Annotated in this window: 6 protein-coding genes; 1 reads left to right on the top strand and 5 read right to left on the bottom strand. The window is 55.5% G+C overall.

Going from position 1 to position 13,620, the window contains the following annotated elements:
* Positions 1-131 precede the first annotated feature (131 nt).
* The 3 genes from glgB to AC1EKS_RS06025 all read right to left on the bottom strand — a co-directional run bounded on the left by glgB (position 132) and on the right by AC1EKS_RS06025 (position 5,718).
* Positions 132-2,315, bottom strand: coding sequence for a 1,4-alpha-glucan branching protein GlgB (gene glgB, locus AC1EKS_RS06035; protein ID WP_481009203.1), 2,184 nt, complete (start codon positions 2,313-2,315; stop codon positions 132-134).
* Positions 2,316-2,831: 516 nt separating this feature from the next.
* On the bottom strand, positions 2,832-4,301 hold the full coding sequence (locus AC1EKS_RS06030; protein ID WP_481009690.1) for an NAD-dependent succinate-semialdehyde dehydrogenase: 1,470 nt from the start codon (positions 4,299-4,301) through the stop codon (positions 2,832-2,834).
* A gap of 160 nt (positions 4,302-4,461) precedes the next feature.
* Positions 4,462-5,718: a Glu/Leu/Phe/Val family dehydrogenase gene (locus AC1EKS_RS06025; RefSeq protein ID WP_481009689.1), complete on the bottom strand. Its 1,257-nt coding sequence runs from the start codon at positions 5,716-5,718 to the stop codon at positions 4,462-4,464.
* A 201-nt stretch (positions 5,719-5,919) separates the two neighbouring features.
* Here AC1EKS_RS06025 and AC1EKS_RS06020 point away from each other — a divergent pair, with 201 nt between their 5' ends.
* On the top strand, positions 5,920-7,431 hold the full coding sequence (locus AC1EKS_RS06020; protein ID WP_481010312.1) for a PucR family transcriptional regulator: 1,512 nt from the start codon (positions 5,920-5,922) through the stop codon (positions 7,429-7,431).
* 153 nt (positions 7,432-7,584) lie between these two features.
* On the opposite strand, the gene AC1EKS_RS06015 is transcribed toward AC1EKS_RS06020, so the two are convergent.
* Together AC1EKS_RS06015 and AC1EKS_RS06010 are read right to left on the bottom strand one after the other, a co-directional pair.
* A complete protein-coding gene (locus tag AC1EKS_RS06015) occupies positions 7,585-8,334 on the bottom strand; it encodes a hypothetical protein (protein ID WP_481009687.1) in 750 nt (249 codons plus the stop codon).
* A 66-nt stretch (positions 8,335-8,400) separates the two neighbouring features.
* Positions 8,401-13,584 carry a SpaA isopeptide-forming pilin-related protein gene (locus tag AC1EKS_RS06010; RefSeq protein ID WP_481009686.1) on the bottom strand — a complete coding sequence of 1,728 codons (5,184 nt, stop codon included), beginning with the start codon at positions 13,582-13,584 and terminating at the stop codon, positions 8,401-8,403.
* Positions 13,585-13,620: the final 36 nt, after the last annotated feature.

The following is a 13,620-nucleotide window of genomic DNA, read 5'->3' as shown; positions in this document are numbered from 1 at the left end:
GGTGAAAGCTAACTGCGTCCTCGAGATTTAATCACGGTGCGCTAACCCCAGAAATAGGGAAACGCCCTCGAGAACCAAATCGCTCTCGAGGGCGCACCCGGGAAAAACCTAAAGTTTAGGTTTTACCGATGCTAGTCCTGCTTGGGACGCAGCCAGAGGGCGCCCAGAGGAGGCACCCGCAGCTCTACCGAGTAGGGGCGACCATTCCACTCCATTTCTTCTGCGGTTACCTGCCCTAGGTTGGTGACTCCTGAGCCACCATACTTGGCATCATCGGTGTTGAGAATTTCTTCCCATTCACCGCCATCGGGCAGACCCACTCGATATCCTTCGTGGGGGTTACCGGCAAAGTTGCAGATACAAACCATCTTGTGTTCTTCACCGTGGTCATCGCGGTACTTGCGTACATAGGAGATCACGTTGTGTTCGGAATCGTTAGACTCGATCCACTCAAACCCGGTATGGTCATCATCCCAAAGTGCCGGTTCCGTGGTGTAGATATGGTTCATATCGCGTACCGCGGACTGTACTCCCTGGTTACGGGCGTCATCTAGTAAGAACCAATCCAGGGAACGATTCGCATCCCATTCGGCGCCCTGCGCGAACTCGCCGCCCATGAACAGTAGCTGCTTGCCTGGGTGTGACCATTGGTAGGCGTAGAGGCAGCGTACTCCCGCCAACTGTCGCCAGTAGTCACCGGGTTGCTTGGCCAGAATCGATCCTTTGCCGTAGACGACCTCGTCATGAGAGAGGGGCAAAATATAGTGCTCTGAGAACGCATACACCAGGGAGAAGGTAAGTTCACCGTGGTGCCAGGACCGGTTGACGGGATCTTCACGCAGGTAACGCAAAGTGTCGTTCATCCAACCCATATTCCACTTCAAACCAAAGCCCAATCCTCCGGCATCGGTAGGAGCAGTTACCCCTGGCCACGCCGTGGACTCTTCGGCAATCATGCAGATACCGGGGTGCAGGCGGTAACAGGTGGCGTTGGCTTCCTGTAGGAAAGAAATTGCTTCCAGGTTCTCGCGTCCGCCATATTGGTTAGGATGCCACTGGCCTTCCTCGCGCGAGTAATCCAGGTAGAGCATGGAGGCCACCGCGTCGACCCGCAAACCATCAATATGGAACTCTTCCAGCCAGTAGAGGGCGTTGGCCACCAGGAAGTTGCGCACCTCATTGCGGCCAAAGTTGAAGATCAAGGTACCCCAATCGGGTTGTTCTCCGCGGGTGGGATCCGGGTGTTCATAGAGTTTGGTGCCGTCAAAATCGGCCAGTGCAAACTGGTCTTTGGGGAAATGCCCGGGAACCCAGTCGAGGATTACCCCGATTCCTGCCTGGTGTAGCTTGTCTACCAGGTAGCGGAAATCATCCGGGGTTCCGTAGCGGGCAGAAGGCGCATAGTAGCCACTTTGCTGATAGCCCCAGGAACCGTAGAAGGGATGTTCAGAAACCGGCATCATTTCTACGTGGGTAAAGCCCATATCTTTCACATAGGCAACTAGATCCTCGGCCAAATCCCGGTAGTGAGTGTCATAAGACCAAGACCCGATATGCATCTCATAGACCGACATGGGGGAATTGTGAGGATCAGTTTTTGCCCGCTTCTCCATCCATTCGTGATCTTCCCATTCGTGATGTTCGTCGGTAACTACCGAGGCGGTCAACGGGGGGATCTCGCAGGCGCGCGCCATGGGGTCGGCCTTTTGCCGCCAGTTTCCATCTGGCCCTAAAATCTCGAACTTATAGCGGGCCCCGATTTCTACGTTGGGAACAAATAACTCCCAAATCCCGGAAGATCCCAGGGAACGCATCGAGGCAGTTTCGCCTTCCCAATAGTTAAAGTCACCGACCACCCGCACTGCTTGGGCGTTCGGTGCCCACACCGCGAAGGATGCGCCTTTGGTCTGTCCCATTTCGGTCTCGTAGGTGCGCAGATGCGCTCCCAGAACTTCCCAAAGTTTCTCGTGCCGCCCCTCCGCAATTAGGTAAAGGTCGAACTCACCCACGGTGGGGAGATAACGGTAGCCGTCATCAAGCTCTACGGTTTCCTCACCATAGGTGGTGCGCACGCGGTAATCGGGGATTTCGGTGCCATCTAGCACCGCTACCCAAATACCGTCTTGTTCGTGAGTTGCCGGGAATGTACCGGCGGGGGTAACTATCTCGACCGAGTCTGCCAAGTGGGCGACGGTGCGGATAGTTACGGAGTCCTCTCCCACGTGGGTGCCGAGCACGGAATGGGGGTCAAAATACCGCCCATGGGCAACGTTGGCGAGGACATCTGGATCTACGGGTACAGGTTTTAAACTCATGCATCTAGCGTGTCACGAATCGCCCAAAAATTCTTTGGAATGCCGTCCCGATTTCCAAATTTTTCCGCCCCGAGTTCCAACAGCGTGTATGGCTCAAAGCTACGCGCGGGGGATAGTGTCCGCGCACAGGGGCGGATTTTGCCTCGCGCCCCGAAATCCGGAAAATGCTCTGGCATTTTCACGGATTTAGTGCCCGAAGCCTACCCCTCGGCATAAATCCGCCCCTGCACGCTAAGTGCGTGCCTCTCGGGTATCTCGTACCAGCCGTATTACTAGCGCGGGGGAGAAGTTTTATCCGAGTGGGTGCGGTGGGCATAAGAATTCGGAAAACGCCGCTACGTTTTCCGAATTCTTGGGCGGGAGGAAAAACTTCTCCCCCGCGCTTAACTCGGAGTGCTTTTACCGAGCCAGCCCCGAAATCGGGAATCAGATCACCAATTCCCCGCGCGGGAGGAAAAATCTATCCCCCGCGCGTACCGATTATCCGTACACACAGGTGGATATTACCCGGTGGGGTTACCAATCGAGGCTGAAGTATTGCACCTCTTGGAACTCCCTAATCCCTTCGCGGGCACCCTCACGGCCGATAGCGGATTGTTTCACTCCGCCAAAGGGGGCGGCGGGATCGGAAACCAGGCCGCGGTTCACTCCTACCATGCCGGCCTCAATCTTTTCTGCTAGGTGTAGCGCCCAGTTCAGATCGCCGTAAACATAGGAAGCCAGCCCCATTTCGGTGCCGTTTACCATTTCGAGAAGTTCGTCCTCGCAAGAATATTCCTTAATGGGGGCAAGGGGGCCGAAAATCTCGTTTTGCAGTAGGGGAGAGTCGGCGCGCGGTACCTCGATAACTGTGGGCGCTACGAAATACCCGGCCAAATCATCTGGCAGGGGCGCTTTAGCCAGCACTTTTGCCCCTTGCTCTAAGGCTGATTCAAGTAACTGGTTCATCCCCTTCATGGCTTTTTCGTTGACCACCGGGCCGATTTCGGTTTCCGGATCCAGTCCCGCCCCTACTTTCAAAGCCGCTACCCGCTGGCAAAGTTTTTGCGTGAACTCTTCTTTAATATCTTTATGCAGGTAGATGCGGTTAGCGGCGGTGCAGGCTTGACCGCCGTTACGGAACTTAGCGATCATTAGCCCCTCGATAGCAGCGTCTACATCGGCGGTGGCTCCAACTACGAGGGCGGCGTTACCCCCTAGTTCCATGGCGGTGTTTACTACCCGGGGAGCGGCGAGACCCAGTAGCGAGCGCCCAACTGGGGTAGAACCCGTGAAAGACACTAGCCGCACCCGAGGATCGGCTAGCCAGGTCTCAGAAATATCCGCAGAATGGCGGGAGGGCACCAGGTTGACCACTCCTTTAGGTACTCCGGCCTCTTTTAAGATCCGCATTACTGCCAGGGCGGTTAAAGGAGTTTCGGAGGCCGGTTTTAGCACTACCGCATTCCCGGCGGCGAGGGCGGGCGCGATTTTTCGGGTAGCCATAGCGGCGGGGAAATTCCAGGGAGTGATCAGCGCGCATACTCCGACTGGGCGGGCAGTTACCAGGGTGCGTGAGCCTCCTGCGGGCGGGATCGAAAAGTCGCCGTCAGAGCGGACGGCCTCTTCGGAGAACCAACGGAAAAATTCGGCGGCATAGGAGGCTTCAGATAGGGAATCCGCATAGGCTTTACCATTTTCCCAGCTCATCAAGTTGGCGAGTTCCGGGGCAGACGCCACCATCAGTTCCCAGGCACGGCGTAGGATTTCGCCGCGTTCGCGCGGGGAGCGCGCTGCCCACCCCGGTTGGGCGCTGGCCGCAGCATCGAGGGCCGCGCGTGCATCGGCGGCGGTGCCAGAGCTAACTTCGGTAATCGGGGTGGTGGTGGCCGGATCTATCACCGGGAAAGTTTCCCCGCTAGCAGCTGGTCTGCCGGAGTTATTAATCCAAATGGCTTTCGCCGGTTCTAAATTTTCTACGTACTGTTTCAATGCTGGGCTGTCCATAACTGCCTCATTCGGTTTTAAATATTGTTTGTTCTGCGTCTTTGCGCTTAGCCTTGATTCCGATCACCGGTGGTGGCGGAAAAAATCTCCCCCGAGCGGTAGATCCGCTCGGGGGAGAAAAGTGTCACCTCATCGGGCAGATTTTCTGCCTAGGTGTCGATCACGGGTAGAGGCCGCGCCGTTTGTGAGCCTGCAAGACCCGCTCCACCGCCAATACGGTAGCAGCGACGCGCAAGGTCACGCCCTTTTCTTCGGCGTAAGCCTCAACGTCTTTCCAGGCGGCGCTAATCCGCTCTTCCTCTTCCTTTTGTACCCGCTCTAGCGGCCAGAAGAAGTTGTCACGTCCTTGTACCCATTCGTAGTAGGAGACGATCACGCCACCGGAGTTAGCCAAAATATCGGGAACAATCATTACTCCCTTTTCGTTCAAAATCTTGTCGGCGGCAGAATCGGTAGGGCCGTTCGCGCCTTCTACAATGATCTTGGCTTTCACATCGGGAGCGTTGTCCTTGGTGAGTACGCCTTCAATCGCGGCGGGCACCACTACGTCAACGTCGAGTAGCAGCAGCTCGGCGGCATCGAGCGGTTCTGCACCGGGGAAGCCCACGACCTTGCCCTTTTCGTCAACGTATTCGCCCAGAGCCTTAGTGTCGATACCGTCAGCATTGTAAATGGCGCCGAAAATATCGGAGATGGCTACTACTTTGCCGCCCCGACGCTGCGCGATTTCCGCAGCTCCGCGCCCTACTTTACCGAAACCTTGAACCGCCAAGGTGGCCTCTTCAAACTTGATGCCCTTTTTCTTCAGAGCCGCTTCCACCATGATTACTACGCCCAGGGAGGTAGCTTCGGCGCGCCCGAGCGATCCGCCCAGGGAAACCGGTTTACCGGTACAAATACCGGGGACGGTATAGCCTTGGAACTGCGAATAGGTGTCCATGATCCAGGCCATGGTCTGTTCGTTGGTTCCCACATCGGGGGCAGGCACATCCTTTTCCGGGCCGATGATCGGCAGAATCTCGGAAATGTAGCGGCGGGTGACCCGCTCTAGTTCAGCTTGGGAATACTTGCTGGGGTCAATAGTGACCCCGCCTTTAGCACCGCCGTAGGGCAGATTCACCAGGGCGCATTTCCAGGTCATCCACATAGACAGGGCGCGAACCTCATCGATATCTACGTGTTCGTTGTAGCGGATGCCGCCTTTTGCCGGCCCGCGCGTCAAGTTGTGTTGTACCCGGTAGCCGTGCAGCACTTCATGGGTACCGTCATCGCGACGAATCGGAATGGAAACGCTCATTTCGCGCCGCGGCGAGGCGAGCATATCGTAGTCGCCTTCGGAGAACCCCAGGATTTTCTGGGCTTCCCGCAGCTGATTCTTCGCGTCCTCATAGGGATTCGGTTTGTAATCCTCGGACATATATTTTGATCTCCTTTAAGGTTTTCAACTGGGGGGCTGACCTTATCTTCCTGGATAACAGGAAACGCTAGCGGATTTTCTCCGCGGGCTCAGGCGGTCAGCGCCCCACCTACCTCCGTTTTTGGGCGGCGGTAGTTTCAGTCTATCTAGGACGTAAGTCAGGGGTAAATGTGCAAAATGCATTAATTTTGGAATTAGAATGTGCATAATGTACATATGATTACTGTGCAGGCGCTTCTGGGGCGGCCACATTTGCATATCCAATCCCTGTGGTGTCCTAATCCTCTGGCCAAGCTGCGCTGGGTGGCGACCTCGGAACAAATAAATCCCGCTGCTTTTTTAGAGGGAAACGAGCTGTTGCTGACCACTTCCGCGGGGAATCCGGAGGGGGAAACAGGCTGGCTGGAGTATGCTCAGCGCCTAGTGGCCGGAGGGATTACTACCCTGGGGTTCGGCTTGGGATTCAGCCATGACAAGGTACCCCCGTTTTTAGTGCAGGCAGCCCGGGAAAGCGGTCTTAACCTGATTGAGGTGGCCGCCGACCAGTCTTTCGTGGCGCTTTCCCAGGAAGTGGCGCGGATGATCGAGGCCGAAGCCACCTCGGGCAAATATAAACTTACGGCTTTGCAACAGCGGCTGATTCGCGCGTCCGCACAGCCACGAGGAGCAGAAATAATCACCGGAGAGTTGGCGCAGGGGATCGGCGCCCTAGTTATGGTGAGGGATACGGCGGACAGGACGATAGCGAAGGCAGTAGCCCCTTCGGTAACTGCGGATTTAGAGGACTTAGCGGCGGAGTCTTGGGAAGGATTTTCCGCCAATACTGAGCGGCTTTCCTTTGAAACCGAGGAAGGATACTGTCTTTTCACTCCGATCAACGCCCTCGGGGAGGAAACCGCCTGGTTGCAAGCCTGTTGGAGCGTCTTCCCGCAGCCTTGGCAGCAGCAAGCGCTTTCCCAGGCCTCCCTGTTAATCGCTTCGGCCTTGGCTAACTCTCGGTTCGTTGCCTCCTATCAGGGGCGCCTGTTGCAGCGGGCATTTGAGCTCTTACTTTCTGAAGAGCTGGGGGCAGCAAAGATTTTGACCGAAATGGCGTTTCCCCTCTCGCGCGCCTTAAGCGGGAGATATGTGCCGGTAGTAGTGACGGGGGAAGAGGGAGATCTGCGGGCTTTCACTGCCAGGGTAGAGCGGGCAGTGACAAAAACTCTGCCTCCGCCGCTGTGGCGTTTTCACGCTTCCCAGCTGGAGATGGCGATTCCGCTGGCGGCGTTGCCGCTGACTTTGTCCAACTTTTCCCGGAAAGAGTTTTCGGCTTTGCGGGCGGGGGTGGGGCAGGACTATCCGATCTCGCGGTTTAGTGCCGGCTTGCCTGGGGCGCGGCAAGCCTTGCGGCATACCGGAAATACTCAGCAGGTAGCCCGCTGGGAGGAGATTTCTCGTTCGGGACTGCTGCAGGTGATAGGCAGGGAAACTGCGGCTGCTTTTTCTGGGCAGTTTCTGCGACCTCTGCGGGGAGAGGCGGAACTAGTGGAACTGCTGGAACAGTATGTTGCCACTAAAGGTAACCGGCAGCAGATGGCGCAAAACCTGGGACTGCACCGTAATACGGTGGCGAAGCGGCTGGACAAATTGCAAAGCAAACTAGGGATTAACCTGGCAGAAGCCGGAGCCCAAGCCTCCGCCTGGGTAGCCCTCCAAGGACGCGAGCCTTAGCGGTTCGGGCTGGTCTCTTTAAGAAGTATTTTCTTTGTGCGAGGGAAAACGGAGTTAGCTGGCGCAGCGCTTTCGGAGGGTGCCCGCGACGAGCGGGGGCAGGTATCTCCTAAAAAATTACCTACAAAGCAGATATCGGGTTGAGAAACGGTATTAACTGGTGGCGTCCACGGATTTCATTAGATGCTTGGCGACTGCCCGGACGATGGGTCTTATAGTTTGTCGTTTTGCGTCATCAATCCCATTTCTGTCGTAATAGCCACCATCTACGCCAATAATATCTATCAATTCTTCCCCAGCACGAACTTCACCATTAACAGAACAATCATTGCTATTTATCTTGCTGGTAACAGCACTCCAGTCAGAATAGAAAAATAATGCCGTATCGCCATGACTGTCGCCTAGTTGATAAAAATTATCGGGATCGGTCTCTCCTTCCCTTAAAAGATTGCTATACAGCACAGAGGCCTCTGATGGGCATTTTTCAGTCATAATTCTATCTATGGAAACTTGATAGTAAACATCTCCCATTTTCCACTGGTACTCTTCACTATTATCTGTGCCTTCCATAGCTGGCAGTTTATCCGATCCTTTAATGATCAGTTTTGCCTGCTCGGGTAGGGTGATATCCATATCTAATATGTCGCTATGAATGGTTTTAAAAGTTAGGCCGGCATCGCCTATTTCACTATCCAAGCTGTTTTCGCTACTGGTGGTTGTGGTTTCGGAGGCGGAGGGTGCGGGGCTTTTTGCGGCGTTATTTTTATTGCCGCAAGCACTCAGGCTGGCAGCGCAACCGCAGGCTAGAGCAACTGCCGCTAGAGTACTAGCTAATTTTTCTTTTAGCCGGTAGCTTTTCCTGCTCCCAAAACTAGAGCTAGCTAAATTTGATCTCCTAAACATTGCGTCCTCCTTAGGACAGATTTCGATGGGGTTATTGGAGATGCAAGGTTAACCGGGCGGAGAATCCTAGCGGTCTTGGCGCAGTTTACGAGCCGTGAGCACCCCGGCACCGGCGAGTGCCAAGAGCGCGGAGATCAAAGCCAAGCTGGCTCCGTTCGCCCCGGTCACCCGCAAAGAAGAGGGTGCCGGTCCCGCCGCAGAGCTAGACGCAGCAGAAGATCCACCCGTCATATAGGCACCGGAAGGTGCTTCGGTAGCTCCACTGTTTTGGCCAGCTGACGGCTTCGTAGTAGCCCCACCGTTGTTACCCGGGTTGGGTTTAGTGGTGGGCTCAGTTCCGGGGGTACTCGGCTCGTCAGTGGGATCCGGAGCCGCCGGGTTAACGAATGGGGTCGCAGCGTTTTGCGACCATTTGCCGTCCGCTCCCTTATTAAAGGAAAGCGTTTGCGCGGCTGCCAGTTGCAGACCTTTGGTGGTAGTTAGCTGCTCTAACTGATACTGCAAGGTTACGTCGCTAACTTTCACTCGGTAGGCACCGGTAGCAGCATCTAGGTCAGTGGGTACCCCGAAGGTGGTGGTGCCACTGACAAAATCCGTGACCTTAAAGGCGGCCGCGGTATTGGGCTTCCCATCTTTGCCCAGGGGAGTGATCTGGAAAGAAGTCCCGGCTACTGCCTTATTTTGGGAATCAACCACTTTCCAAGTGAGTTCCCCGCCAACTGGATGCGTCGGGTTATCAGTGGGATCAGTGGTCGGCTTAGTTCCGGGGGTAGTCGGATCAGTGGTGGGCTCCTCCGTGGGATCCGTTGTCGGTTCCGTAGTCGGATCAGTGGTCGGCTCCTCCGTAGGATCTGTAGTCGGATCCGTAGTCGGCTCGGTAGCCTGCTTGCTATTGCTAATCACTAGCGCCCCGTCAGTTAGGTCAACCCCGGTATCGTCTATCGAAACCTGGGCTTTCCCATTTTCAAAACTGATGCTGTAGGTTCGGGCATCTTTTTCGTAGCCTGCCGGAGCAGCGGTCTGCTGCAACTTATAGGTCTTAGCCTGATTCAACGTCGCTTGGAAAGAAGCATCTGCCGCATTCTCAGTGACCGGAACGGTTTCGGTGCCATCCTTGAGCGAGAAGTTGCCGCCCGCAAGGGGCTTAGCATCCCCATCTACCAGTTTCCAAGTGAACTGGGCGGTCTTAATCACCGGAATGTTTTCAAACTTGAGGCCGCTGCCTACCACGATTTGGCTGTAGCTGTCGTTACCCTGCTTCTTGAAAGTTACCACCTGGGCGCCAGTCTTAGGAGCAAAATCAGCGCCGAAGCCTGTCTGTTCCACCTGGTACTTACGGGAACCATCCGGGACTATTACCCGGTACTGTCCCTCGCCCTTATTTAGATCAAGACTGACCGCAGTGGTGGCATCAGCTACGGTGAAAGCGTTAGCCTCATCTAAGGTCTGACCATCAGCATTAAAGGGAGTGACCTTAAAGGTAGTTCCCGGTACATACTGGGAGGAATCCGCGGAAGAAACTACTTCCCAACGGATCTCTGCCTTGGTGGGTAGCTTAACGTTCTTAATTACCAGACCGGCAGCGGGCAAATCTTTCCCGTTTATCTGCGGTTTATAAGTGTCACCGTTGGCAACGAAAGTGAGCTTATAGCTGGCCTTATCGGCCTCATATCCACTGGGAGCCGTAGTTTCGGTCAAAGTGTAGGTCTTCTTCGGATCCAGATTCGAGACGCTATATACCCCGGGATCTGCAGCGTCCTGGGAGATGACGGTCAGGGGAGTATCCCCACCATTGAGAGTAAAGGTAGCCCCATTAAGGTTTTTGCCGTCACTGCCAGTCAGTTTCCAAGCAAAAGAGGTCGTTGCTGGAGGTTTAGGTAGCGCTACGTTAGTGAAGGTAACGTCGCTAGTTTCCTTACCGGCTACTACCGCGGCCCAAATGCCGCCAGCCTTATCTTTTTCTACGAAACTAATTTCATAGGAGGTGACGTCACCGAGCTTGTAACCTTCAGGGGCTGCAGTCTGGGTGAGGGTACACGCTCCCTTAGTGGGATCTAAAGAAACGCTATAGGTGCCCGAGGCGCTACCTGCAGCAGGAATCGCTACCTGTTGGGAGCCGCAAACCAGTTTGAAGCTGCCGCCGGGCAGAACGTTCTTACCGGCATCTTGGAGTTTCCAGTTGAAAGTTACCGGCTGGGGAGGCAGCGGGGTTTTGGTATTTTGCACTACGAAAGCATCGCCCGCTACCGCTTTACCGTCAACTATCGCCTGGTATCCCTGCGAGGTCTTTGCAAAAGTAACCGTGTGGGTGGTTTGCTGCGGTAGGTCGTAACCCGAGGGAGCAGCAGTTTGAGTAAGTACGTAGCTCTTTGCCGGGTCCAGATCAGCGGCGGTGAAAGTTCCAGAGGAAGAATCCGGGACGGCAACTGCTGCGCCGTCTTTTTCAGTCAAAGTGAACTGGCCACCACTTAGAGCATTACCCTGGGGATCTTGCAGCTGCCAAGTGAAAGCCGCTTTTTCTGGCTGCGGATCCGGGGGAGTGACAGTGTCTTCGCACTTAGTAACCGCTTTCACTACAGTATCGGCACTCAGCTTTGCCTGAGTGATCTCGGCATCGGTGGTCGCGGTGCCGTTAAGTTCCCAATGGTCCACCGTGCAGGTCTTACCAGAAACCTCAGGTAGGGTTACTGCCGGTAGGGCCCCGATTACCGTATTCGGGGGCAGGTAGCGAGTAGTGGTGTAAGCCTGGGGGAGGGTACCGCCCTCGCCAGCTACCTGGTACTTTAAGGAATAACCCGGCGCCCAAAGCAATCCGTCCTGGGTGTAAATCTGACCGTTAACCGGGAAAATAAAGGCATCTGCCGCGTTCTTATCGCCGTGATAGGCGAACAGGCTGGGGGTTACCCCCGATTGCAAGTAGTAGTTCCCAGTCTTGGGAACCGAGACTGCCAGATTATTGTAAAGAGTGCTGGTGAGTGCAGAAGAAAGTACAGTTTCACCTTCGGCGGTTACCAGCGAGAAGGGCACCGACTGTTTATTCTGGGTGAGTTTATCCACCGCAGTGGTAAGCCCCAGAGTTTGCGGATTACCGGAGCCATCCGCCTTGCCATCGGCAAAACGTAGATTCAGTACTTGCCCCTTGCCAGTGTTGGTATCGAGCGGCATATTCTGCCCCTGAAGCAGACCGTAACCCCCACGGTCGGTGCTGCCATCAGTGCGGGGAGAACCAGCGGGCGAGGTGACATGGATATTAGCGCCCGCGTCCAAGTTAGCGGTAACGGTGCTACCCCCGCCGCTGCTCTTGAAGCCCAGGCCTACGCCGGAGCTGGCTTGCCCGCCGATCAAATCCAGATCAGGGCTGCCCGAAAGAGTGATTTTAGCTGGAACTTTAGTCTGGTATCCAGAGCCGATAGCCGCCCCGAAACCGTAACCCAATTTTTGAGTTTTTAGCGGTACCGGCTGCACGGCGGCCTGTATGGTAGGAGATCCAGAAATAGTGACCTGGAAAGGTTCGGATACGTAAGTGTCGATGAAACCGGCACTGCCGATTACCGCGCCATCCCGGCGTCCAAACACCTTGGCAGTCACGTTGGCTTGACCGCTAATAGTGACCTGCCCGGAACGGTTAGCGGCAGCGCCAATAGCTCCGTTAACCGCGCTGTGCTTTTCAGCGGAATCCGTAGCGGTTTCGGCGTTCACCCGCGCATTTCCAGAAATAACCACCTGGTTTTGTTCTGCCCCGCGGATCGTATCTTCGTTCAAACGGGAGTTACCGGTAAACAACGCATCAGAGGGCAGGCCACCTGCCCCGATAGCGGGAGATTCACTTACTACCCCCAGAGCATTAACCTGGGCACTATCCGAAATAGTGACTTGAGAGGTTCCGGAGGCATAACCCCCGCCAACCGCCGCACCGCGACCATTAGAATAGGCGGTTACCTGCGCTTTTCCGGAGATTTTTACGTCTAGGTTGGCACTGTCAGGGCCAGACCCGATAGCCGCGATATCCCCGGCCTTATCAAGGGTGGAGTCAGCGGTACCCACATTCACTGTGCCGCCACTGATTGCCACTTCACAGCCCGGCGCCAGTGGCCAGCCGAGATTAGCGAAGTTTTCGTTCCAGTTGCCCACCCCGCGGCAACCAATATTCATCGCACTATTGCCAGTATCAGCAGCAGCTGGGCTGACCTGGACGTTGCCGCCAGAGATATTTACCCGCGCATACGGCTGGGTGAAACTATCCTTTACCTGGCCCTCGGAATCCTGCATGGGGGTAGTGAAACTGGCAGCTCCCAGAGCGGTGTGGTTACCGGTGGCATTAATCTGTCCGCCGCTAACGTTAATGTTTACCGCGGCGTTTTTTTGTGCCCAATCGGATCCGGCAGAAGCAGGCATTTTAACCGCGCCGCGACCAGTACCAATGAAAGCCCCGCCATAGGCGCCGCTGCCAACCTTTGACAGGTTGAGGGTGCCGCCCTTGACATTAATAGTGCCCCCGGCGCTCCAAGGAGTTTCATCGTAGTTGTTGAGCCAGCTGGGATTAGTATTCGGGTTGACCTCGTAGAAGGCACCACCCGAGCCAATCAGGGCCGCGCTTTGAGATGAGCCCTGCAGGTTCAAAGTGCCGCCTGCAAGGTTGATGGTGCCGAAAGCTGAGAAATGCTGGGTGCCAATCAGGGCAGCTTGGGAAAGAGGAGAACCCGGGTTAGACAGATTCAAGGTGCCGGAACCATTCTGTCCGATATTTAGGGTGGTATCCGCTTTTACCTGCACTAACGGCAGGGGAACCGGTGATTCTTTGGTGGCGCTTTCCGAGGATGCACCCTGGCGGGTGAAAGTGTTTTCCCCGGTAAAGGCGAGGCGGTTATTTGCGTTATTGTCCGCAGCAGTGACCATCGCCAGTTCCGGGTGAGCGGAGTTGTCAATGTTCAGGTTGTTGAGCGTAAGGGTGTGTCCTGCCTGGACCTGGAAAGATAGCCCGTTAAAAGTCTTGCCTGTCGCGCCAGTTACGGTTACGTTGGCGCCCACCGTATAGGGGTGTCCCGGGGCGGCGGCGGGCAAAGCGGAATCACTGAGATCGATGTCTTCGGTGATAACCGTGCCGAGCTGTTTCCAGGATTTGATGGCCTTACCATTGGCAGCGTTAGCGACACCCACCGCTAAAGCCGGCCCGATCAGGGCAATCATATATCCAATCAGGGAGAGGGCGAGGACGAGCGCCGTGGGGCGCTTCGCTAAGGGATTGCGCATGAATACTCCTGCTGATTTCCTTAATGTCACAAAGAT

It is taken from the genome of Varibaculum sp. C0165D1 (assembly GCF_056590355.1).
This window is presented reverse-complemented; position numbering and strand designations above follow the sequence as displayed.